This window comes from Aeromonas sp. 160P, assembly GCF_055193095.1.
Genome location: NZ_JBUXKV010000001.1, coordinates 2,085,593 through 2,109,626, shown reverse-complemented (window position 1 = coordinate 2,109,626; position 24,034 = coordinate 2,085,593). Strand labels below are relative to the sequence as shown.

The 24,034-nt window shown below is 59.4% G+C and carries 36 protein-coding genes and 1 tRNA gene; 11 read left to right on the top strand and 26 right to left on the bottom strand.

The annotated features are described in order from the left end of the window. Window positions 1-44: 44 nt before the first annotated feature. The 26 genes from ACY8FN_RS10065 to ACY8FN_RS09940 form a co-directional block, all read right to left on the bottom strand. Entirely contained in the window at window positions 45-1,262 is a 1,218-nt protein-coding gene (locus ACY8FN_RS10065) for a phage capsid family protein (protein ID WP_463099925.1), read from the bottom strand. Window positions 1,263-1,335: 73 nt separating this feature from the next. After that, window positions 1,336-2,265: a hypothetical protein gene (locus ACY8FN_RS10060; RefSeq protein WP_463099924.1), complete on the bottom strand. Its 930-nt coding sequence runs from the start codon at window positions 2,263-2,265 to the stop codon at window positions 1,336-1,338. A gap of 137 nt (window positions 2,266-2,402) precedes the next feature. After that, a complete protein-coding gene (locus tag ACY8FN_RS10055; RefSeq protein WP_463099923.1) occupies window positions 2,403-3,155 on the bottom strand; it encodes a Gp49 family protein in 753 nt (250 codons plus the stop codon). A 41-nt stretch (window positions 3,156-3,196) separates the two neighbouring features. Then, window positions 3,197-5,323 carry a portal protein gene (locus ACY8FN_RS10050; protein WP_463099922.1) on the bottom strand — a complete coding sequence of 709 codons (2,127 nt, stop codon included), beginning with the start codon at window positions 5,321-5,323 and terminating at the stop codon, window positions 3,197-3,199. Next, window positions 5,323-7,020, bottom strand: coding sequence for a terminase (locus ACY8FN_RS10045; protein WP_463099921.1), 1,698 nt, complete (start codon window positions 7,018-7,020; stop codon window positions 5,323-5,325). Before ACY8FN_RS10045 ends, ACY8FN_RS10050 begins: the two co-directional genes overlap by 1 nt. Before the next feature lie 62 nt (window positions 7,021-7,082). Beyond that, window positions 7,083-7,439 (bottom strand): hypothetical protein, encoded by a 357-nt coding sequence (locus ACY8FN_RS10040; protein ID WP_463099920.1) that lies wholly within the window; start codon window positions 7,437-7,439, stop codon window positions 7,083-7,085. 31 nt (window positions 7,440-7,470) lie between these two features. Further along, window positions 7,471-8,361 carry a terminase gene (locus ACY8FN_RS10035; RefSeq protein WP_463099919.1) on the bottom strand — a complete coding sequence of 297 codons (891 nt, stop codon included), beginning with the start codon at window positions 8,359-8,361 and terminating at the stop codon, window positions 7,471-7,473. Beyond that, entirely contained in the window at window positions 8,362-8,541 is a 180-nt protein-coding gene (locus ACY8FN_RS10030) for a hypothetical protein (RefSeq protein WP_205756326.1), read from the bottom strand. Between the two features lie 53 nt (window positions 8,542-8,594). After that, window positions 8,595-8,825, bottom strand: coding sequence for a hypothetical protein (locus ACY8FN_RS10025; RefSeq protein WP_139729141.1), 231 nt, complete (start codon window positions 8,823-8,825; stop codon window positions 8,595-8,597). 1 nt (window position 8,826) lies between these two features. Further along, window positions 8,827-9,051 carry a hypothetical protein gene (locus tag ACY8FN_RS10020; RefSeq protein WP_069556117.1) on the bottom strand — a complete coding sequence of 75 codons (225 nt, stop codon included), beginning with the start codon at window positions 9,049-9,051 and terminating at the stop codon, window positions 8,827-8,829. A gap of 55 nt (window positions 9,052-9,106) precedes the next feature. Further along, on the bottom strand, window positions 9,107-9,586 hold the full coding sequence (locus tag ACY8FN_RS10015; protein ID WP_463099918.1) for a TIGR02594 family protein: 480 nt from the start codon (window positions 9,584-9,586) through the stop codon (window positions 9,107-9,109). Further along, a complete protein-coding gene (locus ACY8FN_RS10010) occupies window positions 9,583-9,948 on the bottom strand; it encodes a phage holin family protein (protein WP_463099917.1) in 366 nt (121 codons plus the stop codon). The genes ACY8FN_RS10015 and ACY8FN_RS10010 overlap by 4 nt, the downstream gene beginning before the upstream one ends. Before the next feature lie 151 nt (window positions 9,949-10,099). Beyond that, a complete protein-coding gene (locus ACY8FN_RS10005; RefSeq protein ID WP_463099916.1) occupies window positions 10,100-10,426 on the bottom strand; it encodes a hypothetical protein in 327 nt (108 codons plus the stop codon). 38 nt (window positions 10,427-10,464) lie between these two features. Continuing rightward, a complete protein-coding gene (locus ACY8FN_RS10000; protein ID WP_463099915.1) occupies window positions 10,465-11,163 on the bottom strand; it encodes a TIGR02642 family protein in 699 nt (232 codons plus the stop codon). Further along, window positions 11,160-11,585, bottom strand: a complete 426-nt coding sequence (locus ACY8FN_RS09995) for a hypothetical protein (RefSeq protein WP_463099914.1) — start codon at window positions 11,583-11,585, stop codon at window positions 11,160-11,162. Before ACY8FN_RS09995 ends, ACY8FN_RS10000 begins: the two co-directional genes overlap by 4 nt. After that, entirely contained in the window at window positions 11,582-11,911 is a 330-nt protein-coding gene (locus ACY8FN_RS09990) for a nuclease domain-containing protein (protein ID WP_463099913.1), read from the bottom strand. The genes ACY8FN_RS09995 and ACY8FN_RS09990 overlap by 4 nt, the downstream gene beginning before the upstream one ends. After that, entirely contained in the window at window positions 11,908-12,501 is a 594-nt protein-coding gene (locus tag ACY8FN_RS09985; RefSeq protein WP_463099912.1) for a DUF1367 family protein, read from the bottom strand. Before ACY8FN_RS09985 ends, ACY8FN_RS09990 begins: the two co-directional genes overlap by 4 nt. 178 nt (window positions 12,502-12,679) lie before the next feature. Continuing rightward, window positions 12,680-12,976 (bottom strand): hypothetical protein, encoded by a 297-nt coding sequence (locus ACY8FN_RS09980; protein ID WP_463099911.1) that lies wholly within the window; start codon window positions 12,974-12,976, stop codon window positions 12,680-12,682. Between the two features lie 85 nt (window positions 12,977-13,061). Beyond that, complete coding sequence (locus ACY8FN_RS09975) at window positions 13,062-13,364, bottom strand: hypothetical protein (RefSeq protein WP_463099910.1); 303 nt, start codon at window positions 13,362-13,364, stop codon at window positions 13,062-13,064. A 2-nt stretch (window positions 13,365-13,366) separates the two neighbouring features. Continuing rightward, window positions 13,367-13,768 (bottom strand): hypothetical protein, encoded by a 402-nt coding sequence (locus ACY8FN_RS09970; RefSeq protein ID WP_463099909.1) that lies wholly within the window; start codon window positions 13,766-13,768, stop codon window positions 13,367-13,369. A 61-nt stretch (window positions 13,769-13,829) separates the two neighbouring features. Beyond that, window positions 13,830-14,864, bottom strand: coding sequence for a conserved phage C-terminal domain-containing protein (locus tag ACY8FN_RS09965; protein WP_463099908.1), 1,035 nt, complete (start codon window positions 14,862-14,864; stop codon window positions 13,830-13,832). Next, window positions 14,861-16,276, bottom strand: coding sequence for a DNA cytosine methyltransferase (locus ACY8FN_RS09960; RefSeq protein WP_463099907.1), 1,416 nt, complete (start codon window positions 16,274-16,276; stop codon window positions 14,861-14,863). The genes ACY8FN_RS09965 and ACY8FN_RS09960 overlap by 4 nt, the downstream gene beginning before the upstream one ends. After that, a complete protein-coding gene (locus ACY8FN_RS09955) occupies window positions 16,273-16,425 on the bottom strand; it encodes a hypothetical protein (RefSeq protein ID WP_463099906.1) in 153 nt (50 codons plus the stop codon). Before ACY8FN_RS09955 ends, ACY8FN_RS09960 begins: the two co-directional genes overlap by 4 nt. A 66-nt stretch (window positions 16,426-16,491) precedes the next feature. Beyond that, window positions 16,492-16,710, bottom strand: coding sequence for a hypothetical protein (locus tag ACY8FN_RS09950; protein ID WP_463099905.1), 219 nt, complete (start codon window positions 16,708-16,710; stop codon window positions 16,492-16,494). Window positions 16,711-16,715: 5 nt separating this feature from the next. Next, window positions 16,716-17,114, bottom strand: a complete 399-nt coding sequence (locus tag ACY8FN_RS09945; protein WP_463099904.1) for a hypothetical protein — start codon at window positions 17,112-17,114, stop codon at window positions 16,716-16,718. 41 nt (window positions 17,115-17,155) lie between these two features. Further along, entirely contained in the window at window positions 17,156-17,362 is a 207-nt protein-coding gene (locus ACY8FN_RS09940) for a Cro/CI family transcriptional regulator (protein ID WP_139729125.1), read from the bottom strand. A 136-nt stretch (window positions 17,363-17,498) separates the two neighbouring features. Between ACY8FN_RS09940 and ACY8FN_RS09935 the strand changes: the two genes are divergently transcribed. The 11 genes from ACY8FN_RS09935 to ACY8FN_RS09885 all read left to right on the top strand — a co-directional run bounded on the left by ACY8FN_RS09935 (window position 17,499) and on the right by ACY8FN_RS09885 (window position 24,028). After that, complete coding sequence (locus ACY8FN_RS09935) at window positions 17,499-18,113, top strand: helix-turn-helix domain-containing protein (protein ID WP_240037839.1); 615 nt, start codon at window positions 17,499-17,501, stop codon at window positions 18,111-18,113. A 435-nt stretch (window positions 18,114-18,548) separates the two neighbouring features. Beyond that, window positions 18,549-18,620: transfer RNA gene (locus tag ACY8FN_RS09930), tRNA-OTHER, on the top strand. Window positions 18,621-18,841: 221 nt separating this feature from the next. Further along, window positions 18,842-19,093 carry a hypothetical protein gene (locus ACY8FN_RS09925; RefSeq protein ID WP_463099903.1) on the top strand — a complete coding sequence of 84 codons (252 nt, stop codon included), beginning with the start codon at window positions 18,842-18,844 and terminating at the stop codon, window positions 19,091-19,093. A 344-nt stretch (window positions 19,094-19,437) separates the two neighbouring features. Beyond that, on the top strand, window positions 19,438-19,629 hold the full coding sequence (locus ACY8FN_RS09920; RefSeq protein WP_463099902.1) for a PA3496 family putative envelope integrity protein: 192 nt from the start codon (window positions 19,438-19,440) through the stop codon (window positions 19,627-19,629). 2 nt (window positions 19,630-19,631) lie between these two features. After that, on the top strand, window positions 19,632-19,979 hold the full coding sequence (locus ACY8FN_RS09915; RefSeq protein ID WP_463099901.1) for a hypothetical protein: 348 nt from the start codon (window positions 19,632-19,634) through the stop codon (window positions 19,977-19,979). After that, window positions 19,969-20,334 carry a hypothetical protein gene (locus tag ACY8FN_RS09910; RefSeq protein ID WP_463099900.1) on the top strand — a complete coding sequence of 122 codons (366 nt, stop codon included), beginning with the start codon at window positions 19,969-19,971 and terminating at the stop codon, window positions 20,332-20,334. Before ACY8FN_RS09915 ends, ACY8FN_RS09910 begins: the two co-directional genes overlap by 11 nt. After that, the gene (locus ACY8FN_RS09905; protein ID WP_463099899.1) at window positions 20,331-20,774 is read left to right on the top strand and encodes a hypothetical protein; all 444 of its coding nucleotides are present in this window, start codon (window positions 20,331-20,333) and stop codon (window positions 20,772-20,774) included. The genes ACY8FN_RS09910 and ACY8FN_RS09905 overlap by 4 nt, the downstream gene beginning before the upstream one ends. Then, window positions 20,771-21,613: a PD-(D/E)XK nuclease-like domain-containing protein gene (locus tag ACY8FN_RS09900; RefSeq protein ID WP_463099898.1), complete on the top strand. Its 843-nt coding sequence runs from the start codon at window positions 20,771-20,773 to the stop codon at window positions 21,611-21,613. Before ACY8FN_RS09905 ends, ACY8FN_RS09900 begins: the two co-directional genes overlap by 4 nt. Then, window positions 21,610-22,698 (top strand): hypothetical protein, encoded by a 1,089-nt coding sequence (locus ACY8FN_RS09895; RefSeq protein ID WP_463099897.1) that lies wholly within the window; start codon window positions 21,610-21,612, stop codon window positions 22,696-22,698. The genes ACY8FN_RS09900 and ACY8FN_RS09895 overlap by 4 nt, the downstream gene beginning before the upstream one ends. Before the next feature lie 72 nt (window positions 22,699-22,770). Next, complete coding sequence (locus ACY8FN_RS09890; RefSeq protein ID WP_463099896.1) at window positions 22,771-23,844, top strand: hypothetical protein; 1,074 nt, start codon at window positions 22,771-22,773, stop codon at window positions 23,842-23,844. A gap of 7 nt (window positions 23,845-23,851) precedes the next feature. After that, a complete protein-coding gene (locus ACY8FN_RS09885; protein WP_162517235.1) occupies window positions 23,852-24,028 on the top strand; it encodes a hypothetical protein in 177 nt (58 codons plus the stop codon). Window positions 24,029-24,034: the final 6 nt, after the last annotated feature.

Here is a 24,034-nt window from a genome sequence, read left to right as displayed (position 1 = left end):
TATCAACAGGAGGGGGTATCAACCCCCTCACTCGGGTGGGTGGCTTAGCGAGCGACGGCGCTGACGGCGGTATCCAGCACCATGCAGCCATGGTCCTGAATGTTGCCGTTGCGCTGCTTGAAGCGGATCTTCTGCAGACCGGATACCCATCTGATGGAGATCTCGGTGCTGTTGCCGTGGTCAGTTTTCTCTTCGTGCATGCCGAAGGAGCCGCCCTGCTCGCCAGAGCCGAAGGCGTTAGCCAGCGCCTGACCACCCAGCAGCACGGCACGGTCGATGGTGGTACCGGCAACCTTGTCCACTTCCACTCCTGTCGCGGAGTTGGCGGCGCACACCTTGACGGAGCTGCCCTGATTGAAGCGGATCGGCATGCCCTTGTAGGGCTTGACCAGAATGCCGCGCCACATCGCACCTTCACCGCGGAAGATGGGGTGATTCCAGCCCTTGCTGCGCTCCATCGCGGACGCCAGCATCGCCTGCCAGTCCTTGCCGGAGCTGGAGGTGTAGAAGTCGTGCCACTGGCGCGGGGTGACATAGAGCACGTAAAGCGGCTCGCCACCGGACGGGTCGGAGACCATGCGGATCGGCTGGATGGGGTTGGCCATCTCAGACAGGACCAGCGACATGTTGTCCACGCAGCCAAGGTTGAAGCGGTCAGCCGCATCAATGGACTCGAAGCTGGTCGCGTCACCGCCAAAGAAGTGGCGCTCGTAGGTTGGCGCGGTCAGCGGGTTGATCATGATGTCGGCAAATTCCAGATCATCCGCCAGCGGCAGAATGATATCGGTCGCGGAGTAATCACCGCGGGCACCGGCCAGCTGGGCAAAGCCGCGCTGATCAACCAGCCGACCGTAGTAGCCATCACCCAGCAGCACACGGGCAGTCTTGATCAGGTCGTGTTTGGTGCGGGACTGGCTCATCTTGCCGCCAGCATCCACGCCGTGACGGGTCTGGTTGACCTTGAGACCGAAGTCAGCGAAGGACAGAGACTCCAGGCGGCCATCCAGCTTTTTGTCGCCCATGGTCGGGCGGCCAGAGAGCTGATGGAACAGCTGCATATCCACGGAATCGCCAGCAACCTTGGACAGGTCGGTGATACGAACCACCGGAGCGCCTGCGCTGGTCTGCTTGCCGCCGTTGACCTTGGCTCCCTTAGGGGCTTCTTCGGTCAGCATGTTCACCAGCGAGTGGGAACGGTTGGCCGCTGTAAACAGGGCGGCCTGCAAAATCTTGTTGGCTTGCGCCGAGGTGACTTGGGTCATGATCCTCTCCTACATGAAAACAAAAACCCCGGCACATTGGCCGGGGTTGATTGATGTAAACGGGGTTGTGGGGTTAGAACCCGGATTGCTCCAGCAGCGCCTCGATCTGGGCTTCGCTCATGGAGCCAAACTCCCCGACCAGTTCGGCCTGAGACATGGCGCCATAACGCTCGACGCCCGTTGCCGGTGCGTGATGGGTTTGGCCGAGTTCTGATGGGCTGGACGGGATGTGATCAGCGGGTTTCTCTGCCGCCTTGCCGGGTGCCTTGGCGGGAGGCGCTTCAACCTCGTCGCCAAAGGCCAGCTTGGTGCGGCGAGCCACTTCTGCGAATCGCTCCGCCAGCGGCTTGTTGCTCCACGCGGGGTCTGCCTGCAACTTGTCATCGATAGTGAGGGCCATATCGAAGCGGTCTTGGTCGCCATCACGCCATGCTGCCAGATCAGGTACCGCCTGCAGTGCGGCCTGTACCTGGTTGGCGGATGGTTGAACCTGTTGCGACGCGGCCTGCGGCTCCAGCTTGTCGAGCTTGCTGGCAACTGCCATCAGAGCCTTCCCGATATCCGGGTAGTCCTGCGCCAGCTGCTCAAGCTCTTCCTTGCTAATGCGGTCAGGGTCAACCGATGGGTCGATCCCATTCTTCTCCAGCAGCGCCTGCAACTTATCCCGCTCCACCTGGGCCTGCTGCGCCTGAGTCAACTGCTCACGCAGTTGCTTGGCTTCATTGCGCGCCTGCTCCAGCACTTCATACGGGATGGTGTGTTGACCGTTCTTGGCCATAACGACCTTTTCAGGTGCGCTGGCCTGTTCCTCAACCTGATTGGCTGCGGCTTGTTCGTTACCGGCTGCCACCTCGCCCGCCGACGGCGCGGGTTGTACGTCCGTTTGCTTGGTGCTAGTGCCATTGTCCAGCTCAACATCGGGCGCTCGCTCAATATCGGCCAGCATGGCTTCCAGTTCGTCCAGGCTTTCAGTCCCGGTCAGGTTATCGATGCTCGTATTCATGGTCGTCCTCGTGGGTTTTCAGTGGGTGGTATCGCTGCCCAAGCGGGGGAAGGCTCTCACTGAAAGCGCTCCCCGGCTGGGGCTGGGCATAAAAAAGCCCGCACAAGGCGGGCAAAGGCTGCTGCTATCGTCTATCGCTAGGGATTCGTCGCTGCGGCAATGCGCTCGTTCAGCGCAGCAAGATATTCACGCATGGCAACCAGCTGGCGCTTCATGCGGTTCTGCTCATCTGCGCTCAGCGCGCAAAAGCTAATCGTCCCTGTGAACGATTCCAGCTTGCTGGTGCGCTCGGCCAGTTGCTCTTGTTCTTGGTGCATGCGCTCAACGTGGCCAGTCTTGGGGCTTCCACCATCAACGCCTCGCACCTCGCTAACACTGTATCGGCCAATACTGAGACTGTTGTTGTGAATAATGCCGCAAGGCATCTCAATAAGCCGCGCCATCTCATCGCTATCAATGGCCCTGTCGATAACGCGGACCGGCACCTCGAGGAGACACTTAAGCCGCCAGCCTTCCAGCTTCCACAGCTCTTGGCGGGCCTTGGCTTCGGCATCCTTGATGGCGTACTTGGCGCCAAGCTCTGCATTGAAGTTGGCCGGATCGACGCAGGCTGTCATGCCGATGGCAAGGGTGAAGCCGTTGGCAGCAATGGCAGTGGCCAGCGTGGTGGTAGTGCCAGGCACAACCTGCACCTCATAGCGAACACCACGCATCAGCGCATCGATCTGCTCAGGGGTCACGCGCGGCGCGGTCAGTCCGAGTACCTCAATATCTCGCTCCATCTCGGCATCAATCTGCTGGCGGTCAGTCATTGCCTGCTCCAAATAAAAAACCCGGCACAATGGCCGGGTCTGGAAATGAAAAGGCCCAATCTCGAAAGACTGGGCCATGATGGAGAAATCCTAACGCTGGGCGATTAGGAAAGCAACTATCAGAGCGCGATCGCGTCAATCTGCTGCTGAATGGTGTCCAACAGCTGGGCTTGAAGGGCTGCCTGTTCTGTCTTCATCGCCTGCTGCTGGGCGGCCAGCTGCTCCATCTCCTGCAGCGTCTTGCCGGTCTGGGCCTGTTTGAGGGCGTCCTCGAAGCGGATAGAGTCGGTTAGCTTGGTGATGCGCTGGGACTCTGCCTGCCACTTGGCGGCCTTGCCTTCCAGCTCAGCCAGCTTGGCCTGCATCTCTTGCATGGCCATCTGCTGCTGCATCTGGGCAAGCTGAGCCTGCTGCTCTGCGGCGGCGCGCTCCTCCTCGTTCATCTCCTCCGGGTCTTTCTGGATGTTCAGGGCATTGCGGATCCGCTCCACAAACTCAGCCTTGCGCGGCACATCCATCAGCTCGACCAGCAAATCGAAGCAGGCGGCGGCGGCTTCTGGCGGCAACTGGGACATGGCTTGCGTCATTCGCTCGGCCAGTTGCTGCTTGTAGGCGGCGGTCTGCTGGATGGGCGCCAGGGCGATATGGGCTCGCAGCCGGGTCACATCGTTGGTCAGCTTGCCCCCTTCCTGCTCCACGTTGATCACCACAGCCTTGCGGCGGCGCGGGTCGTCGCGGTTGACGGTTACCTTGTAGTTGCGCTTGCTGGCCATATCCTCAAGCAGATAGGCCAGCGCCAGTTGCCCTACCTGCTGGCAGCCCATCCGGTAGTTGTCGTTAATCTCCGACAGGGTGGTCGCGCCCTGCTCCACAAGGTTGCTGATGGCAACGCCAGATTGTCCGGTCGAACCCTGACCCAAGAAGGCGGCATAAACCCCCATGGTATCCTGAATGAGCTTCACCGAGTCCTGCATCACCTGGAACTGCTGGGCGGCAACGTTGAAATCCTGCTCCACCTTGAAGGCGTCGCTCACACTGGTCTTGTTGGCGCGGTTAGGGTTGAGCTCGATATAGCCATCCGGGCGCTCCACCTGCTCCAGCACCTGATCACGGCTCATGTTGGTAGCGTCCTTGTCCATGATGACGCGCTTGGCCTGCAGTAAGAAGGTGAGCTTGATGCGGCGCAGGTTCACCTCATCCTGTGCGGGCATGGCGCGGGCAATCAGGCCATAAGGCTCGCCGGTGCGGTCCTTGCGATACCCCCAGAACGGCACCAAAGGGTACATGTTGTGCGGCGCACCGCAGGGACGATCGACCAAGTGATGAGGGCCAACAAACCACGACTCACGGATCACAGCCACCGGGCAGCGCTCCAGCCTGGCGCGACCGCTGGCGATGGCGGCGAGGTGCAGTTGGTTGCTCTTGTCAAACTCCAACGCACGGCCAGAGTCGAGCATCAGCACCTGACGCATGGTGTAGGTGCGATAGTAGACTACCTGCAGCAGGACGCGATCCCGCTCGCGGCTGCACCACTCGACCTCCTTGCCGCTGAACTGGCTCCATTCGTCATAGGCGCTGACAAGGTTGGGGTCCAGTCCCTCTATGGCGGTCAGGCTGACCATGCCTTCCCAATCGTTGACGCCCCACTCCAGCGCCTGAGCCTTGCTCGGGAACATGGTCTTGGCTTCATCCAAATCAACCCAGCGGCGGCGCATCAGCCAACGGCAGTCGCTGAGATCTGGCTCTCGGCTGTGCCAATCCCAATACACCTCGTCACGGTGGACGTTGCTGAACTTGTAGCGCGGGCCGAACGGATCGCCACGGCGGCACACCTCAACCCAGCCCAAGCCAGTTTTAATCTGGCCGCCGTATGCCTCGCCCCGGGCGCGATCCAGCCCGCCGAGGCGGCACATGTCGGAATATTCGGCGTTGACGGCTTCGGCCAGCTGCTCGAGCTCGTCGTCGTGGTCGTCAGCGATAACCATCAGATCGGTGCGGCTCTTAGCCTCCATCCCAAGTACGCCGTCGATAGTCGGGGCAATCAGGTTGTGGATAGTGATGGGCTGACCCCGCTCTTTGAGCGCCTTGATCACCTCAGGCGGCAGCTGGTCGCCGTCGTAGTAGGCACAGGAGCGGTTGGCAAGGCTTCGCCAGTCTGGCTGGCCATTGATATCGCTCATCAGCGCGAGCAGCTTCTGCGTGTCGAGGCCGCCCTTTTCGGGGGCTTTGGGTTGTGAGTTGATCATCAGTTGGCCATCCAATGCTTGGGTTTACGGGTGGATTCGGGTTTGACGATGCGGGCAGGCATGCGGGCGCGCATCTCTTGGGCAATCATGTAGCTCATCAACTGGTCGTCATAACAGCCGGTCTGGGCGTTCATGCTGCCGGATTTGTCGTAGACGTAGGTGGTTGCTTCGGAAATGGTGCCTATCCAGCGGATCCCGGCCTGCCCGGCACGCAGCAGGGCCTTGAGACCATCCACCACGATCGGCTTGGATTGGCGGGTGGTCAGCCAGCCGAGGCGCTGGGTCTCATCATCCCGATCCCGGTCGATATACTCCTGGGTGTAGATGCGGCGGGTAGGATAGAGCTCACGCAGCTTGAGCAGGACGGCGTGGCCGTGGTTGTTACGCTCAGGGCCGATATAGGCGGGGCCATGCTCTGCGGTGCCGTAGAACTTGCCGACATGGGCCAACAGCTGGGCAAACATGCCGGGATCAAGATGGCCGAACCAGTGGGCCACCTGACGCCCGTCACTCTTGGCGATCACGTCAAAGCTGGAGCGGTCACCGTGCTCTAGACCTTCCGCCACGTCAGCGCCAATGGCGTAATCCTCCTCTGGATCTGGCAGCTCCCACACCAGCAGCATATTTTCAAGGGAGCGCTGGCCCTGCTCGTCCAGCTTCTCAGGCTTGCGAACCTTCTCGCGCTTGCCGGTGACGGGGTTCATGTCGTAGACGATGAGAGGAGCCATGCAATCGCCCTCAGCCTCCATCGTTACGATGGGGTCAAATACCCTACGCCCAGAGGTCAGGAAGGCCTCCAGCGGCGTGCTGGGGAACTCCTGCTTCATCTCTGCGCCCTGGTTAGCCTCCTTGAGTACGTACCACTGGCGCTGCTCATCGCTGATGGTGCAGCCCATCGCCTTCTCAACCGCGGCGAAGTATTCCGCCTGCGTCTTGCTCATCACCACGCCGGTCGCCGGAACATCTGCGCGATACTTAGGGTCCTGCCACCAGGCGAAGAAATGAAACTTCCAATCCAGCTGAGTCAGATCTCCGGTTGAGCGGGACAGCTCTAGCGATTTCATGCTCATGGCGTGGAAATCACCACCAACACCTTCCGCCGTACTCTCGATAAAGGCGATCGCCCCTGGGTGAATGGCGTTGAGAGTACCGGTTCGCACCTCCTTGGCCTTCTCCGGGTACTTGGCGCAGATCTTGCCGTGCTCTGACACATGCAGGCGCTGGACGGTACCGGAGCGGAAAGAGGTGGCCACCTGAATGCTGGAGCCGTGCCGGAACAGGATATGACCACCATTGGCCCCGCCGCGTCGGGTCACCACCTTGAACTGGGCCTTAAGCCAGCCGGGCAGGTTATCGAAGGGCACTTCAATCTTGGTGCGGTATATCTCGCCTGCCGCCGTCAGATCCTGAGCTATGATCCCGCACTTGATGTTCTTGTTGAACAGCGCCTCATCCAGCAAGTAGATATCGATCGCCGTGGAGAACCCGAGCTGACGCGCTTTGAGGATGATGTTCAGCCACCACATGGTCTTGAACAGCAGCTCCTGCGCCGGACGCAGCCGGAAGCGCACCAGCTTGCCCTGCTCATTCTCGATCATGTAGAGGTTGTTCATCCGCCACCACTTATCGCTGAGCTTTTCGCGGATGCAGGCAACCTGCTCCTGCTCAGTCATGGCGGAGATGTCGAGTTCGGTCATTGGAGGGTCTCAGGCAATAAAAAACCCGCCGAAGCGGGTTGGTGTGGGTGCTGTGATTATTCTCATTCTCGCCATGCAGTGGTGATGGCGTTGAACTCATCCCTGGCTGCCGCGCGCCGCTTGGCGTTATCGGCCAACATCATCACATGGTGGGGATCGGCAATCATGGCGCCCATCTCGACCAGTACGCCGTTGCGGTAAAGGCGGTATGGCTCAAGGAGGATGCGCTCATGGGTGGCGGTGGCTGCGTAATCAGGTGCGGCGTCACAGCCAATCGGTCGCGCCGCTGACATAACTGGCGGCAACTCGTATTGCACCTCGCGCCCCGAATCGATGTCATCGCATACCACTCTAGGCAATGGGTAGTCAGCAATGTAAATCGCCTGCCCTTCTTCGTCCTTGCGGTAAATTATCATCACATCCCCCAACTGATAGCGCCGGCACATTTTATCACGACATCATGCCGCCAGTCCCCATGTCATGGAGCTCCGAGAGCATCTCACTGACAGGTGTTGACTCACTGCCGCCATCTTTCTCCAGCCGGTCGGCTTCTGCCGTCAGCTTGCGAGTGGCCGCCTTGATGCGCTTGGTGTCAGCCTCGATTTTAGGGCCGGTCACCTCATCGATCCGCAGGATGCTCAAGGTGCGCTCGATGGACTCAATCCGCTGGATGTTGCGGTCGAGTGCCTGCTCCGCCCGCAGGATCTTGTCATAGAGCGCGATCCGGTCGGTCATCTCCTTCGCTTCGGTTAAATCCTGCTGCAAGACCTTCAAGGTCTTGGTGACAGAGATGACGCGAGCTCGGGTGAATATCAGCTCGTCCCGCAGCTTCAACTCCTCGGCTTGGTCGAACAACTCCTCAGCATCGAGGAACTGGGCGTAACCGCCGTGGGTCAGCGCAGGCCGGTCGCCAGGCTTCCACTTTGCGACAGGGCTCGGGTTGCCGGGATTTCCGACTGACTCACGATTACCCATGCCAAAGCGGCCATCTGGCTGGCGTCCCGATTTTCTTTTCGAGCTTTGGCCTGTGTCGTCAGGGGATTGTGTGGATGAAGATGACCTTCCACCTCTTCCCTCTCCCCCTTTAGCCTTGGCCTCATTCCCCTTGGGTTGCGCACTTTGCGCAGATTGCGCAGTTTTGCGCACTTCGGATTGCGCAGGTTGCGCAGCTACGCGAGATTTTTCGGGTTGTGCGGGTGATTGCCCCCGAGATTTCAAATAGCGACGCGCCGAGTTGTAGGTAAGGCCGCGCTTCTCGCACCAGTCTTTTGCACTGATGCCTGTCGCTTCATGCTCCTGCAGGAATTCTGCATTGAGCTGTACCCAGTCGGTCTTTGCCATTTAGAGAGATAGCTCGCCTTCGACAACGGTGTCGCCGGGTACGGGCTGATGGGTTGCCGGTACCACTACGGAAACGCCGGTATTGAGAACAACCAGGGCATGACTGCCGTCATACTCCTTAACGTGAGTGATAACCCCGGTCACGGTAACGCCATTAACCACCGCATCGCTCCAGTGCATCGAGATAGTCCAGTAGGTCGGCCGTTGAGTCCCCAGAAAGACAAACCCCGCCGTTACTGGCGGGGCTCCATGTCAGCCTGGGAGTGGGTGGCGGGCAGTTTGCTGTTTGGCTTGGTGTCGTCTGGCAGCTGGCCAGAAGCAGCACCGAAGCGAGCAGCAAAGCGCCCTTGTGGGTCACTATGGTTTTGGTCATAGCTTTCCTGCACCTCCCTTGCCCGTTCCTGCTTAAGCCAACGGCCCAGAAGGGCCGTTAGAATGTCGAGCAGTTGGAGCAAGCTGTTCATGTTATTGCTTCCGGGCTTTATCGGCCGGCAGGTTCAGGGCCAGCTTGTCCAACACCTTGATGAGACCAACCAAGAAGGCATCTACCTTCCCGATAATCTCATCATCCCGGGTGGATGGGGTGACGGCCGCAATCTTGGCCAGACCCTGCACCACCAGGGATGCGCCCCCTACCACGGCCATCAGGATGACAATCCAGTTGATGACCACCTCAACGATGTGTTCCATCGCACTCTCCTCTCTGCTGTTACCGGTTACCCGGCGATATTGGCAAGGCTGACGCCTACGCCTCTGACTTCGAAAACTCGGCAGCGGCCATTACCGGCAGCGAGCCACCAGGAATTGGCTCATCAGTAGGCCAGCGGTATGCGGTTACCCGGGAACGAGGGAATGCCTTCACATTCACGGCATCATCTTGATTACCGCCCAGCACCAGCAGGTTGCCGGAGTGGTCCTGCCCTACAACGAACCCAACGTGGCCACCACCGTCACGGCTGAACACCACCACGCACCCAGCCACCGGCTTATCCAACTTCTCCCCCCAGGAGGCATAAGAGCGCGCGCCCTCGAATCGGGTGGATGGAACGCCAACCCGCTCCAGGCAGGCGCCCACGAATCCTGCGCACCACGGGGTTTCATCGTCTTTAATCCCGCCCCGCTTGATGGCCTTCCACATCGCCACGATTTCCGGGTTGTGCTTCGGCCCCTTGATTTCAATCAGCCCGATATGTCGGCGGGCCTCTTCTACCCAACGCTGTGTCATTGCGGTCTCCCCTCATCTGACATTCCGAGCCGACGCTTAATCCACAGCTCGATCATGAAAAGACCACGGCCACCCATGTGCCCGGTGATACCGGTGGCGACTGCGGTCATGTACCAACTCATATTCATCTCGGTGCAGAGGTAGGCCATCAGCAGCCCAGCGAAACCCGAGATCGCCCATTCACCAGCCAGCTCAGCCAGAGAGAACGAGAGGGTCGGACTCTGTTTCAATCTCGACAGGTAGCTGACGGTCCCACCCCATATGGCAAGGGCAACCATCCACAGATACCCGCCGTTAGGTCCGACCATGCGGGTGATCCAACTGCCAGCCTGGTGCAACTGATCACCACCGCTTGCGTCCATACACGCTCCAGAAACGACAAAGCCCGCACGATGGCGGGCTAGAAATGAAAAAGGCCAGAGTCCCGGGGGAATCTGGCCATCTTTGATAGATACTAACGCTGGGGCGGTTGGGATTCAAGCAATCAGGGTAGTGGATTGTTACCTAGACCGGCTATCCTGGTTTGCATGCGCCGTTATGTGCATGAGACAAAAGGAACTGCCTTAAGTCCTCCATATCCCGCTGGCATCGCAGGCATTCGTCAAGCAGACGCAATGCCTCCGCGGCAACCGAAGGAACACCGCCTTTCCCGCCAAGATACGAGGTGAAACCAACCTTGGCGACCGATACATTATCAAAAAACAGCGCCTTGGCATCTTCGTTATCATTCAAGGCCCCGATCAGAGCAAATCCAGCCTGGTCACCGGTCAATCTCAAGCTGATGTCCACCAGTTTACCAACCGGAAACGCTTCTCTCATCATCTCATCGCCACTCTGCATACCCTTCTACCCCACTTGTTTTTCAATTTTGACCAAACCTACGCCGCCCGCATCTGGCGCACCTGCCGATCCATTATCTTGGACAAGTCAGACGCCTGGTGGATCACCTCATCGACCAGCCGCTCTACGCGCTGGCGCATCTCCTGGCCGAACCGGCGCGACACCATATCGGCATGCGGCACGACTCTCCCTGTGCCGTGGCACTTGGGGCACTCGTCACCCTTGCGGGGGCGGATCCCGGTTCCCTTGCAGTGCGGGCAGCGGCCGGATTGCAGCATCTCAGCGACACAGTGGTTGTGGGCGAGAGACAAGATCCCGTTACGCTCAGCCAGCAGGCGCTGATATTCGTGGTCATTACCGGCCCGGTGGGCACGCTTGGCCTTCTCCATCACCACGGCGGCGCGGCGGCGCTCCTTGTCGTAATGGGGGTGGGATGACACCAGGTTAGCCAACTGCTCAGGCAGCGGGCGACGCAGCAGGATAGCCAACGCCATGCCACCGGCCTCGGCATTACCTATCGCACCCTCAAAATGTGTCATCAGCTCAGAGATGGCGGCAGCGTCGAGCTGGTGATCGGCCATCAGGAACTGGAGCCCCTGCGGGTTGTTTTTGGCGGCCACCTGCAGAGCTCCGATAAAATCATCCCGCCCCAGGGCGTTGAAGTTGCTGGAGGTTGGCTCATGGAGCGCCCCTTTGGGCGAGAACAGGCGCAATGCCATTTCCAGTGAATTACTCATGGGGTGGTCCTCGTTTGGTCTTGGTCCTGATTGAAAGCGGTGAGCAGCCAGGCACGTAGCTGGCCTGATTGGATGTGTTCTGGCGTTGCCTCGATGACAGTCCACCCCAGCAGGGCGGCCTCGTTCATCTTGGCGCGATCCTCCACAAACCCCTTGCCGCGAGTGTGGCGCCCACCTGAGTGGATCCCACCGTGGATCTCGACGGCGATCATGCAGGTAGGCCAGGCATAGTCGAGCCGCCAGCGGCGCTTGGGGTGGAACACCAGCTCAGTGGCGGGGTCAGGGAAGCCGACCAGCTGCGCCAGCACCTTGCCGTGCAGCTCATCAACCTGCTGTGCCTTCTTGACCTTGTTCACGACAGCTTTGGCTTTCGGGTTATTGCCGAGCAGGCGACTGGCCTCGATGGCGGACAGGTAGATCATGCCGCCCCCTTCACACTGACAAGCTCACGCACCACCCAGCTGTGCAGCTGACGGGTCAGGGCGCTATAGACAACCTCCTCACGCTCTCCTGGCTGCCAGTCGTAGGCGATACGGCCATCAATGGCGTCATGGCAAGCGCAGCACGCCTCAACCGCCACCAAATCATCCCCCTTGAGCGCCATTCCATGCGGAGCGCTTGGCAGGTGAGCCAACACGGTGGTTTCAGTGCCGCCGATACAGACCCCAGCCAGCTGGATCTTGCAGAGCTGTCCGCGAGCGCCATCGCGCAGGTCACTGGATCGGATTGGGCTGGTCTCGAATCTCATCCTGCGAACCCCATCAGCTGGGAACAGGCGTTCTCAGCCTCCTCCTCGGTGGCAAACTGCTTGCTCAGCACATAGCGCCAGCAGACCCCGAACACCGCCCGGTACAGATCTGAGAACTCGACCTGCTCCATCTTGGCGAAGCTGACGCTCTTGGCCTCCTTGCGCATCCCACCATCAGGCAGCATAACAACGGTGTAATAACCGGCCTCGACGGTGAGCCACTTGCGCATCACCTCAAACGACTTCTCCGCTTGGAAGCCATGACGCTCCACGCGGCTGCTGGCCAACTGGTCGATAAACTCATCCTTGGCCTTGTCCAGCACGCTGTCAGCGCCAAACTGGGCGAGATAGCGAACAAACCCGGACAGGATCCCCTGCTCTGCCGGTGACACCATTCCGCCAGCTGGCTCCCAGTAATCGAACGTCAGATTGAGCAGAGCAAAGAAGCGGCGATGAAACGCCAGATTGCGGCGCCCTTTGCCCTTGGCCAGGATGGTGGTGCCGATCGGCATCAGCTTGATGGCTTCGGCATCGGCCGGAGTGGACGGGGCAAGTACCCCGCCGGACATTTTCAGAAGGGTGAGCTCCATCCTCACCCCCGCTTGGCTTTGTTGCGGCGCTTGGCGGCGGCACGCTGGCGTTTGGCGGCCCTGTCATTGCGCGGGTTTGGGATGCAGTATGAATCTGACGATGTGAAGTGCTGCGAGCGCATCCACGGAGCATGCGCTGATGTGGCAGCGATTGCGTATGCGATAGCGAGTGAAATTCTCATGCTGCCACCGCCTTAGCCGCAACGGCTTCCGCAGTGGGGAACTGGCTCAGGTGGTAATGCCACACCTGCTTGCCGTTGATGGTCTTGTTGCTGGAGTGTTTCACCCAGCCGTGGCAGCACACTTCGCGCAGGCGGGCGCTGATGGCAGCTTGGGTATCGGCTTGGCCGTAGCGGCGCCAGCACTCGCGCTCGATGTCGCGCAGGGTACGTGGCTTGCCGTCGCTCATGATGGCGATGACGCGGCCCAACTGGGTCGCTACAGATAGATCTCGGGTATTCGATTTTGCTGTCATGGTCAGGGGTCCTTTGGGTCAATCAGCCGGGTGGTCTAAGTCCGGCTTTCGTGCTCAGTCATAGTACGGCGCGGTATACCCCTTGTCACGGGTTGGCAAGGGCCGCGCCTCCAGAGTTATCCACAGCTCCATTTGCAACACCACCCCGCAACACCAGCACTGGCGCGCCTCTCAGCCGTTCGGCCTCCTCCGCTACTTGCTCAGGCGTCGTGTCAATCACCAGCCAATGCCCTGCCCCGCGCTGGCAATCGGTGTGCCCCAGCACGGAGATTTCGTCTGCCACCTCCAGCAGCACCCGCTCCCCACACCAGCCACGAACGGCCGGATAAATCACCACCCGGCAAAATTTCGCGGCCTTGACCGCGGCGATCACGTCTTGGTTGAACATCCCTAAATCCTCCCTGTGATGGTGTAACCGCGTTGGCGGCGGTCGGTGAGTATCCTGTCCATCTCGACCCGCACTGCATCGCGAGTAACCTCGCCGTCACGCTGCAGCACGGTAACGGTCGCCTCCATCTGGCACGCCGCGATGGAGAACTCAAGCTGGCGTGGCGCAGTCCGTACTGCGGGAGGAAAACGACGAAGTATCTCCTCCCGAACCTCAGCAGGGCGGGGCGCGAACTGGCGATCTACGTCAGCAGCCATATCCAGCACCACCTCCCGGATCTGGGCTGGAGTGAACCCACGCAATACGCCACCCCAGGCCAGCGCCACACCGCGTGCGTTGGCATCAAGCTGGTTGGCACTGACAGGCCAGCTCCCGGCCATCAGCGGCAGCAGTTCCTCAGCCATAAACGCAGCCATGCGATCGCTTATCTGCGGCGCATCTTGGTTGGCAGGAAGGGCTTTCACGTTAGAGGGGAGTGTCGTCGTCATAGCTGACAGCTCCCGATTCGATGAGGGCGCGGGCCTGCTGCTGGGCGGCGGCGATGTTGGACATCGGCTTGCGCTTACCCTCGTAGCCCTCCCACTCGCCGTTCACGCAGCGCGGGCGGCCGATCTGCTCCCAGCGCTGGGCGCCAGCCAGGTATCCAGCAAACTTCTGCGGCGCAAACAGGGTCATTGGCCGCAGGTACTCGGCCATTTTCAGGTTTGCAGACCAGTGCTCGCGCTTGAAGTCGATCACCAGTTGCAGATCGGCCACGGCGTAGCCCTCCGCCAATCTGGCGTTGATGTTCTGCAGGGTGGTGGGCTTGGCCTGATAGCGGCGACTACATGCGGCGTTGAGGTGGTTCAGCGCAGCCAGAGAATCGGCTGATGGCTCTGCCGTTTTTTTAGCCGGTTTTGTTTCGTCAGAAACAGAACAAGAGATCTGTTTATTACCTTCAGAGTTTATATTGTTATTAATGATAAGATCTTCGGCATGATACTCCGCACCTAACCAAGCACCGCTGAGTTGGAGATCCTCCTCCAACCCTATATCTGGTGCGGCTTCAAACTCCGCGCCATACTCCGCGCTAAAGTGTTGCGAAACTCCGCGCTGATACGCATCGAAATTGAGCAGGCTGATGATGGTGTAGCCACTCTTGCCCTGCTTGGTTGTCCTGCTGATCGCCCCTTCCGTCTCGAAATAATCCAGTGCCCGGCGAGCCTGATCCTCAGATACCCCGCACGCTTTACCGAGCGAACGGGCAGAGCAAGCCAGCTGGCCGCGATGGATGGTAAGGCGGTTACCATTGAAGGTGACTTCACGGCTCTCGTAGGCCGCATCCAGCAGCAAATGCAGCCACACTGACTTCTTGGCTACGTCCTTGTACCAGGGGGCGTTCAGCATCGACGAGTAAGCGAGGCGGAAGCCATTGCGGGCGTTTTCGCTCACGTTGCTACCTCTGCTGATAGGTTTGGAAATGGGGGCACCAGGCCCCGGGAATTTGATAACGGTGTTCATGCTGCCTCCTCATCGACAGCTGGAAGGTCGATTTCGGACAGGTGCAGGTCAATGCGCTGGCCAATGAATTCCATGCACGGTCTCGCCATGGAATTGCCGATCGCTTTGTAGCGCGGACCGTCCGGGCAATCTTCTGTCGATTGATCGCGTAACCCAGGCTCGTACAGCGCCGCAATTCTCGCAGCCAGAACCTCTGAGTCTGTAGCTGTGATCGGCATGCACGCCTCCGCCTTGCGCATGGCCTTCTGATAGACTGCCCATGGAATCAGGGTGTGGTTATCAGGGAATCCCTGCAGGCGCTCGCACTCAATCGGCGTCAGGCGGCGGACCCCCTTAACCAGCACCGCATTTTCCTGCCCATGATTGCGGCCGATAGTGTGCGCCAACTCGACATTGGTGTCGGGGTACTGGGTGCCGTGAACAACTAGCACCCCTGCCTCTGCGTCTTGCTGTGTGGCAGAACCAGCAGCCTTGCCGTTGGCATTGAGTGTTCCGGCAACATGGTTTGCCCATGGGATGCAGGTATAGGCGTCCACCTCTGGGGCTCCAACCTTTCCAAACCCTGCCGTGAGTGTGCCGATGCAATCAACATCAAGATGCTGCGCAATCAGATGTCCGGCTTGTCCCTGGTTGTCGTCTGCGCCACACGTTCCAACGCCGTTTGCAGTAAGGGCGGCAACTGCCTTCCCCGCTTCTCTGCTCGGCGCAGAATCCCTGCGCACGCCTTCGCACTCAAGAAGAACCTTTGCGGGATCAAACCCTTCTCGAGCACTTGCGACAACGAACACTCGGCGGCGTCGTTGGGCCACTCCGAAATGTTGGGCATCAAGGATCCGCCACGCGATTGCTCGCTGGGGTCCAAGCACACAACCAGACTTTGACCAGCGAACGAAGTGCTGCCGTGTTTCTTTGCACCAACCCCATACTTTTGACTGCTTTCCTTGCTCTGGCTTTAGGCCAGGCTCCAGCTCGATATCGCTCCCGGCAAGGAAGCCAAGGAATGCGCCAAAAGCGTTGTCTTTGGACGAGAGGACGCCCGGGACGTTTTCCCAGACGGCGATGCAGGGAACAGCTCCAGCTGCTGCTCGTTTTTGATCAATGGCATTGGCAAGCTCCACGTACTTGATAGTCAGGAAACCACGGTCATCAGCCAGCCCCTCGCGGGCACCGGCAACGGAAAACGCCTGGCATGGCGTTCCGCCGACAAGGATGTCGGGAGCCACAACATCCCCCTTGAGGACGGCGGTAGCAATCTTGGTCATATCGCCAAGGTTGGTGACATGCGGCCAGCGGTGCGCCAGCGCAGCACTCGGGAATGGCTCAATCTCGGCGAACCACGCAGGGTTCCAGCCAAGCGGCTCCCAAGCCAGCGAGGCGGCCTCGACGCCGCTGCAAACGCTGCCGTAGATCATGGCGATACCTCCCGCTCCGTATACTCGCAGCCGGGGCACTCATAGGAGCGGTCATCAGTACCGGTGCGCAGCTCGCTGCCACACATCGGGCAGTGATCCAGATCGGCACAAAGAAGTTGGCCCAGTGGGGCCGTTGGGTTCATGGTCATGTTGAGGTCCTGATTAACAGCCCGATGGTTAGGCGGGCATGGTTTGCACGGGTTGTTCGGTACGGGTTATGCGCAGGGCTGGTGCTCCGCGCGTTCAATCTTGCGGGCCTGCAGCTCGCGGGAAAGCCGGGTCGCGGTGCGGTCAGTGCCAGCGGCCTGCGCAATGGTGATCACCGAGTCATCGTCCAGAAATAATGCCAATTCGTGCATGACAGATTTCAGGATGACGTTATCCCGATCGGTGACGTGCTTGGGCGTCGGGCGTTTTTTTTGATTGCTGAACATGATGGTTATCTCCCTAAAACGAAGTTGATGAGGTCTTTGAGCTTTTGCACCGGCTTCTTGGGGCGCTCCTCGTCATAGATGGCCTCATCGCGCGGCGAGAAGGTCAGCAGGCCGCACTCTGGCAGGCCATCCCCTTGCAGGATCTCCTCGACCGTGACGGGCGGATAACCCTGCTCAATCAGGCTTCGGTTGGCTCGTTTGACGGCTCTCGCCAGTATCTGTGGCTCATGCTTTGATATGGAATTGAGCAGCATCAGCAGCGAGGTGCGGGCAAATGCGGTTTCAGTCATGCCACACTCGGCACCGACTTCCTGCCACACGGAGCGATGGGCAACGGTGCCTCTCACTCGCAGGGGTGACAGGGTGTCCATTTTTTTGTGATCAGACAGGGCTGGTCGTCCCATGGTGTTGGTCCTCTGGTGGTCGGGGTAAAGCGAGTCGCTGGTCAGGCGGCCTGCTGGGTTTCGGTTTGCTCTGGGCGGTAGTCATCAAGGCCGAAATCAAGTTTTCCACCGGAAGCAAAATGGATGCGCGTGGCATACTTGGCCGGGATGACATCTGGCCATTCGGATACAGTGCTTTTGGTCACGCCAACTGCGCGCGCCATAGCGTTACTGCCGCCAAAAAACTGGATGGCTTGGTCTTTCTTCATTGGTCGGGGTCCTTTTATGGATACTGGTAATACAGAACCCATTTTGGTTCGCTTTTCCGAACAAGTCAACCATCGGCATAGCGCACAAGAAATAGGACAAAATGAGGGAGTGTTTTTTTATTCGAACGAGAGCGACATGACCTCTTTCAGAGATCGACTGAAATACATGCTCAATGAGCGCGGCTGGAACCAGGCCGACCTGGTGCGCAAGTCAGGCGTGAGCAAGGCGGTGATATCCGTTCTGCTGTCTGACCCGCTCAAGGATCTGCGCGTCAGTAGCCTGCTCTCTATCGCCAAGGCGCTCGGCTGTGACCCGCTATGGCTCTATACCGGCAAAGAGAGCGGCACCTACGTGGCAGATACGCACCTCGGCAAAGTAGCGGTATGGGAAATGTCAGACCTCACAGAGCACCCAACCGATGCCCTGCACACCCTTGATGGGCGCGGCACCATATACAGCGATTACGATGGCCAGCTGATCGGCATCATCGCCAACGATGACAACCTTGCTGGTTCCGGCATCAAGAGCGGCGACATCTGCGTTATCGATCTTGCCGATCGGACGCCGCGCCACAACGACGTAGTGCTGGCGAGGATAGTCAGCAGCGAGCAGGATCGGTTGCTTAAGGCGCTCGATGGCCTCGCTGGCATTACGCTGGTAACTGATGATCAGCGCCTGGGCGTGGTGCCTATCAAGGATGCGATTATCTTCGGCCGCATGGTTGAACTGCGCCGCAACACGAAAGAGTAACAGCTACAACCTCAATCAAGCCCGCATCGTGCGGGCTTTTTTGTGCCCGCCATTTGGCCCCGACATCACCCACTAAAAAAATAGTTCGCAAAACCGAACATTTTCTATTGACGCAAGTGTTCGGCAATATTAACCTTTGCCTTGTTCGGTAAAGCAATCGAACAGACCAAGACCGATACAGCAAGGGGCAGCGTGGAAGGCGGCCAATCGTGGTGAAGGTCTTGGGTAATGCCACACGAACGGTGAGAGCCCGGGCCGGAGACGTAACCGGCAAACCTCTGGATCTGGCGGAGTAAAAAGCCAGAACACAACTGGGATTGCATTGGCAGGATACCGGCATCGGACCTAAGGCAGCGACAGGAAGGCCAGCAAGTTTGGCAAGACTGGATCGGTCGAACCGCCCGGACTGAAAGCAAGAGCAGTGCAATCCACAGTTGTGGTGTAGGTCTCAGCAGGTAGAGCCGTACCGACGGGTAGCGCGCGCTGGTTCGATTCCAGCCACCACACAAGATTCAGACACTCGGCAATCAGGAACCAGCCCCTAACCAGGGCAGAAGTGAAAAGCGCCTAACCAGCGCGTAAGAACGACAAAGCCCGCACAGGGCGGGCTTTGAAGGGCGGGAGACCATCCCGCCAGATGCCAGGGGACCACCCCGGCAATCAGGACCCCGACCAGTTAGACCGGCGGGTATTAGCGAGGACCTACTCACCAACGGAGTAAATGTACCATGACCAAGAGCATTTTTTCCAGAGCCGCGCATCGCGCAGACCAGATCATCGCCACTATCGCTGACCACGTAAGCGGCAACAAAGCTCGCAGAGAACGCCTCCACCGCCGCGTCAGCGAAATCGCAGACGATATCCGCCGCCAAAAGCTGGCAGAAAAGCGCGCCATCGCCAATGAACGCCTTGGCCGCATCCCGCAAGGTTACAGAGCCATGCTGAACGCGCGCATGCAGTACCACCTCGACTCCATCTGATTTTCCGGGTCTGGCGCTTCCCTGATAGCGCCGTAGCCAAAGCCTCTTTCTCAAGCACCGCAAGGATGCTTTGGCTCCGCTCACGCCAAATTCGGCTGAGCTCGCTCTTTAACAACTAGAAACCGACACACAACCACGAATCCCGAGGTCGGTAGGGATGCGCGCTAACCCGTTAGAACCGGAATGCGTGTGTGACAGTGAAGAAGGAAATACCCAAGCAATACCCAATCAAGAAATGGCTGCCCGCTGGCAACAGCGGGTATCCCAAGGCGGCTCCGGTGGAGCTGGCAACAACATAGCGTCGAAGCTGTGGCCGCCTTCGGATAACCAAGAGGACCCCGACCATGAAAAATCTGACCGAAGCCCAGGTAATGGGCTTTCGCGGCTCCATGCCGCCCCGCACTGAACACCGCTACAGCGTGAGCGTCGAACCCAGCGCAGCAGAACGCCGAAGCGCCCACGAACGTACCGCCACCCGCCGCGCCATCGAAGAGTATCAAGAGCAGCGCGCCCTGCGGCTTGAAATGGAGATGTAGCCATGAAAAACGCAGATATGCCAGCCATGCCGCTGGTTAACGAAAACGGCTCTCCAGTGCACTGGAGTAGCGCTGGAATGGCAAATGTCGGGGTTATGGCTGGCCTAACCAAGCGCGAAATGATGGCGATGCACGCTCCTGAAATGCCTGACTGGTTCAGTCGAGATTGGAGCCGCAGCAACGAGGGCAATGGGCAGTATTTTGCTGAATCGCTGTCAGAGTACGACCCGATCTGTCAAACGTTCTTCGTAGAGATGACGCCAGCCGGTCACCGCGCCATGTATTTCGCGTGGCGCACCCACTACGCAGACGCCCTGCTCGCTGAGCTGGAGAAGCAAAATGACCAATGAAACCACCCTGCTCGCCCTGCTGGAAAGCCGCGAGGCCGAGGCTAACGCCGAGGCTGAGTGGGTTGCTCAGTGGGTTGAGAGCAACCTCCCGCTGCTGCTAACCGGCCAGCTCGATACCGACGCAGCCACGCTGCTAGCCGAGGCTGATGACGATCGCGCCACTCAATTCAACCAAGCCATCTACCTGCTGATGGTCTCCGGCGACAAGGTGCCGCTCACCCTGCTGATCCAGCAGGTGATGGATGCCGCACTGAAAGCCATGGCCGAGCAGGCATGGAGTAACCACGTTGCCCAGTTGCACGACGCTATGAGCGCCGAGCAGTGGGAGCAATACCAGCACAGGAGCGCAGCATGAAACAGCACACCAATGAGCCGTGGAACGCTGTTGAAGTCGATGACGACAGCGACGCATTCGTCAAGGTATGCCATAAGAATGGTGGAACTATCGCCAAGTTGTGGATTGATGTTGACGACAGGGAGTTCAGTGACGAACAGCGTGAAAACGCCCGCCGCATCGTGGCTTGCGTTAATGCTTGCCGAGGCCTGCCGACCGATGAGATGGAGCAGAAAGGGTTGGTTGCTGCCGTCGGCACTCAGTTGCTGGATGTTGAGCAGCAGCGCGACGAGCTGCTGGCGGCGCTGGAAGAGATCCACCGTATCGCGTCTGGCAGCAACATGACCCACAACATGATGGTTATTCGTGACCAGTGCACAGATGCCATCGCCAAAGGAGATCGCACTCCCCAGCCTAACGCTCTGCATGACGATGTGTACGTCGCAGGCGGTGCAGCATGAACGCCGCCGTCGATACCAGCCTGGCCATGCCGCAAGGGCTGGTGCTGGGCCTCTCCAACGAGGATTACCACAATGGGGATGGTGTCAGCAAATCCCAGCTCGACGACATTGCCGTGAGCCCCGCCACTTACGTCTGGCGCAAGAGCGCGCCGGTAGATGAGGAAAAGCTCAAGGCGCTGGACATGGGTACCGCCCTGCACTGCCTGCTGCTGGAGCCGGAAGATTTCAAGGATCGCTTCATCATAGCGCCGAAGTTCAACCGGCAAACCAAGATTGGCAAGGAGGGTGAGGCCGAGTTTCTGGCCAATTGTGCCGATCTTGGCAAGACTATTCTCTCGTTCGAGGATGACCGCAAGCTGCAGCTGATGCGCGAAAGCGTGTTTGCCCACCCTGACGCCCGCTGGCTGCTGGAGCAGGACGGCATCTGCGAGGGGTCGCTCTACTGGACTGACCGCGAGACAGATGAGCTCTGCCGCTGCCGGCCAGACAAGAAGCTCAACAACTTCCCCATCATGGCTGACGTGAAGAAAGTGGACGACATGGGCCGCTTCGAGCGCCACGTCGAGGAGTTCCGCTACCACGTTCAAGACGCCATGTACTCCGATGGCTTTCGCGAGATTTACGGCGAGATCCCGGACTTCATCTTTATCGCGGTTAGCTCATCCATTGAGTGCGGCCGCTACCCGGTGCGGGTTCGCCCGCTGGAGCAGGATTGGAAAGAGGCTGGCAAAGACCTCTACCGCCGCGACCTGCGCAAATTCCACGAGTGCCGCGTCAATAACGACTGGCACGACCTGATACCACTTACCCGCCCGGCATGGGCAAGGAGAGCAGCGTGAACCAAGCAGTTTCAAACCCATTCGGCGCAGCAAGCCAGCGCCAAGAGCAAGGATTGGTGGCTGTTGAGCAGCAGCGGGCCATTCAGGAAGTGCAGGCGGCCATGGTTATTGCCAAGAAGTTCCCACGCAACCCTGTTGAGGCCACAGATCGCATTCTGCAAGCCTGCTCCCGCCCAACTTTGGCAGAGGGCGCGCTGTACAGCTACAACCGCGGCGGTGCCGATGTGACCGGCCCAAGCATCAGACTGGCGGAGGCGCTGGCTCAGGCGTGGGGGAATATGCAGTTCGGCATCCGCGAGCTGGAGCAGCGCAAAGGCGAATCCATCGTTGAGGCGTTTGCTTGGGACGTTGAAACCAACACCAAGCAGCTAAAGATCTTCACTGTGCCTCACATCCGCCACACCAGAAACGGGCAAAAGCGACTGGAAGATCCGCGCGATATCTACGAGTTGGTGGCAAACAATGGCGCTCGCCGGTTGCGGGCGTGCATTCTCGGGGTGATCCCGGGCGATGTCATCGAGGCCGCGCAGCGCCAGTGCGAGGTAACCCTCAACACCCACGCCGACACCAGCCCGGAGTCGATCAAGCGCATGCTTGATACGTTCAGTGCTGAGTTTGGGGTGACAACAGAGCAGGTACAGGCATATCTCGGCAGGCGTGCGGACGCAATGCTACCAGCCCAGTACGTCCAAATGCGCAAGATTTATGCCTCTCTGCGGGATGGCATGAGCAAGCCTGGCGACTGGTTCAAGTCGAAGGAGGAAGAAGCCCAGCCAGAGAAAAGCCGCGCGCTCAGCGCAATGCGCCAAGAAAGCAACCCTACCAAAGTTACTGAGGAAAAGCGCAGCGCTGAACCACAGCCACAGCCTGAACAGCCTATCGAAACAACCGATCTGGTTGACCATGCTGGCGCCTACGCCGACCACTGCGCCGCCATAGACGGGGTGTCATCGGTGGAGGAGTGGCAAAAGGCCTATACCGCCGCTTGGGAGTGGGCCAGCGGCACCGACGACCCGCAGATAGTCAAAGGCATCAAGCAGGTCGCTGGCGAGCGCAAAAAGCAACTCGACCAGCCGCAAGCGTAACCCACCACTTCAACCCATTCAGCCCGCCAACCAGCGGGCTTTTTTATGGCCGAGCGCCACAAGGACCCCAACATGACCGAACAAGCCAAGACCGACACCGCCCAGACCCAACTGGTTGTCATCGAACCTACCAGCATTAATGCCCTGTTTATTGACGGAGTTGGTCTCCAAGAGATGCTTGAATCAGTGCGTAAGCAGGTGACAAGCATCGTGCCAGACGCATCCACGCCAAAGGGGCGCAAGCAGATTGCTAGCCTGGCCCACTCCTGCGCCCGATTCAAAGTGTACGGAGAGGGCTTTGGCAAGGAGCTAGCTGACGAACTCAAAGCGAAACCCAAAAAGCTCGATGCCAACCGTAAGATTTTCCGTGATTTCATGGACGCCCTGAAAGACGAAGTGCGCGCGCCTCTCAACCAGTACGAAGCAGCAGAAGCAGCCAGGGTGGCAGCCCTGCAAGAACGTATGCTGGCCTTCTCCATAGCCAAGCAGACCTCCGCCGAGCTGCCGAGCGCCGAGTTGGAGCACTACCTGCAGCAGATTGAAGCGATCGCCATCGACGATAGCTGGGAAGAAGTGACCCCCCAAGCCAGTGTGGCCAAGGATGCCGCTGTGCTGCACCTGCGCACCGCCATTGAGAAGGCCAAGGCGCGGGAAGCGCAAGCCGCCGAGCTGGAGCGCCTGCGCCAAGAGGCTGCCGCCCGCGAGCAGGCAGACCGTGAACGCCTCATCGCAGAGCAGGCCGCCGCAGCGGAGGCCAAGCGCCAGGAGCAGGCCCGCCTCGATGCCGAGCGCCGCGAACGCGAAGCCAAAGAGCGCGAGCAGCAAGCCATCCGCGACGCCGAAGCCGCAGAGCTGGCCCGCCAGCAGGCAGAACAACGCCGCGTGCAGGCCGAAGAAAATGCCCGCCGCCAAGCCGAAGAGGCTGCAGCACGCGCAGCCGAGCAAGAGCGCCAGCGCATTGAGCACGAACAGCACCTGAAAGCAGAAGAAGATGCCCTCCGCGCAGCAGACCGCGCTCACCGTGGCCGCATCAACAGCGCCATCGTGATGGACTTGATGGGGCTGGGTCTCTCTGAGGATGTCGCCGTGAACCTCGTCAAGAAAATCGCCGGAAACAAGATCGACCACCTGACCATCAACTACTGAGGTTGACATGAAATTTGCTCAAGCCTACCTCACTACGTTGGAGCGAGATAAAGCGATGGAGGCATACCGCAAGCGCGGCGCCACCGTCAAACCGGACGGCCAGCGCGCCTTGATCGTGCTGGCTACCCGCTGGATTGACAGCGAAAACCTGCATGCCCGCTACCAGCAGCCGAGCCATCATTAACAGGAC

Coding starts and splice junctions, on each gene's coding strand:
- ACY8FN_RS10065 (WP_463099925.1), bottom strand. CDS start 1,262: ATGACCCAAGTCACCTCGGCGCAAGCCAACAAGATTTTGCAGGCCGCC.
- ACY8FN_RS10060 (WP_463099924.1), bottom strand. CDS start 2,265: ATGAATACGAGCATCGATAACCTGACCGGGACTGAAAGCCTGGACGAA.
- ACY8FN_RS10055 (WP_463099923.1), bottom strand. CDS start 3,155: ATGGCCCAGTCTTTCGAGATTGGGCCTTTTCATTTCCAGACCCGGCCA.
- ACY8FN_RS10050 (WP_463099922.1), bottom strand. CDS start 5,323: ATGATCAACTCACAACCCAAAGCCCCCGAAAAGGGCGGCCTCGACACG.
- ACY8FN_RS10045 (WP_463099921.1), bottom strand. CDS start 7,020: ATGACCGAACTCGACATCTCCGCCATGACTGAGCAGGAGCAGGTTGCC.
- ACY8FN_RS10035 (WP_463099919.1), bottom strand. CDS start 8,361: ATGGCAAAGACCGACTGGGTACAGCTCAATGCAGAATTCCTGCAGGAG.
- ACY8FN_RS10030 (WP_205756326.1), bottom strand. CDS start 8,541: ATGCACTGGAGCGATGCGGTGGTTAATGGCGTTACCGTGACCGGGGTT.
- ACY8FN_RS10025 (WP_139729141.1), bottom strand. CDS start 8,825: ATGAACAGCTTGCTCCAACTGCTCGACATTCTAACGGCCCTTCTGGGC.
- ACY8FN_RS10020 (WP_069556117.1), bottom strand. CDS start 9,051: ATGGAACACATCGTTGAGGTGGTCATCAACTGGATTGTCATCCTGATG.
- ACY8FN_RS10015 (WP_463099918.1), bottom strand. CDS start 9,586: ATGACACAGCGTTGGGTAGAAGAGGCCCGCCGACATATCGGGCTGATT.
- ACY8FN_RS10010 (WP_463099917.1), bottom strand. CDS start 9,948: ATGGACGCAAGCGGTGGTGATCAGTTGCACCAGGCTGGCAGTTGGATC.
- ACY8FN_RS10005 (WP_463099916.1), bottom strand. CDS start 10,426: ATGCAGAGTGGCGATGAGATGATGAGAGAAGCGTTTCCGGTTGGTAAA.
- ACY8FN_RS10000 (WP_463099915.1), bottom strand. CDS start 11,163: ATGAGTAATTCACTGGAAATGGCATTGCGCCTGTTCTCGCCCAAAGGG.
- ACY8FN_RS09995 (WP_463099914.1), bottom strand. CDS start 11,585: ATGATCTACCTGTCCGCCATCGAGGCCAGTCGCCTGCTCGGCAATAAC.
- ACY8FN_RS09990 (WP_463099913.1), bottom strand. CDS start 11,911: ATGAGATTCGAGACCAGCCCAATCCGATCCAGTGACCTGCGCGATGGC.
- ACY8FN_RS09985 (WP_463099912.1), bottom strand. CDS start 12,501: ATGGAGCTCACCCTTCTGAAAATGTCCGGCGGGGTACTTGCCCCGTCC.
- ACY8FN_RS09980 (WP_463099911.1), bottom strand. CDS start 12,976: ATGACAGCAAAATCGAATACCCGAGATCTATCTGTAGCGACCCAGTTG.
- ACY8FN_RS09975 (WP_463099910.1), bottom strand. CDS start 13,364: ATGTTCAACCAAGACGTGATCGCCGCGGTCAAGGCCGCGAAATTTTGC.
- ACY8FN_RS09970 (WP_463099909.1), bottom strand. CDS start 13,768: ATGGCTGAGGAACTGCTGCCGCTGATGGCCGGGAGCTGGCCTGTCAGT.
- ACY8FN_RS09965 (WP_463099908.1), bottom strand. CDS start 14,864: ATGAACACCGTTATCAAATTCCCGGGGCCTGGTGCCCCCATTTCCAAA.
- ACY8FN_RS09960 (WP_463099907.1), bottom strand. CDS start 16,276: ATGATCTACGGCAGCGTTTGCAGCGGCGTCGAGGCCGCCTCGCTGGCT.
- ACY8FN_RS09955 (WP_463099906.1), bottom strand. CDS start 16,425: ATGACCATGAACCCAACGGCCCCACTGGGCCAACTTCTTTGTGCCGAT.
- ACY8FN_RS09950 (WP_463099905.1), bottom strand. CDS start 16,710: ATGTTCAGCAATCAAAAAAAACGCCCGACGCCCAAGCACGTCACCGAT.
- ACY8FN_RS09945 (WP_463099904.1), bottom strand. CDS start 17,114: ATGGGACGACCAGCCCTGTCTGATCACAAAAAAATGGACACCCTGTCA.
- ACY8FN_RS09940 (WP_139729125.1), bottom strand. CDS start 17,362: ATGAAGAAAGACCAAGCCATCCAGTTTTTTGGCGGCAGTAACGCTATG.
- ACY8FN_RS09935 (WP_240037839.1), top strand. CDS start 17,499: ATGACCTCTTTCAGAGATCGACTGAAATACATGCTCAATGAGCGCGGC.
- ACY8FN_RS09925 (WP_463099903.1), top strand. CDS start 18,842: ATGACCAAGAGCATTTTTTCCAGAGCCGCGCATCGCGCAGACCAGATC.
- ACY8FN_RS09920 (WP_463099902.1), top strand. CDS start 19,438: ATGAAAAATCTGACCGAAGCCCAGGTAATGGGCTTTCGCGGCTCCATG.
- ACY8FN_RS09915 (WP_463099901.1), top strand. CDS start 19,632: ATGAAAAACGCAGATATGCCAGCCATGCCGCTGGTTAACGAAAACGGC.
- ACY8FN_RS09910 (WP_463099900.1), top strand. CDS start 19,969: ATGACCAATGAAACCACCCTGCTCGCCCTGCTGGAAAGCCGCGAGGCC.
- ACY8FN_RS09905 (WP_463099899.1), top strand. CDS start 20,331: ATGAAACAGCACACCAATGAGCCGTGGAACGCTGTTGAAGTCGATGAC.
- ACY8FN_RS09900 (WP_463099898.1), top strand. CDS start 20,771: ATGAACGCCGCCGTCGATACCAGCCTGGCCATGCCGCAAGGGCTGGTG.
- ACY8FN_RS09890 (WP_463099896.1), top strand. CDS start 22,771: ATGACCGAACAAGCCAAGACCGACACCGCCCAGACCCAACTGGTTGTC.
- ACY8FN_RS09885 (WP_162517235.1), top strand. CDS start 23,852: ATGAAATTTGCTCAAGCCTACCTCACTACGTTGGAGCGAGATAAAGCG.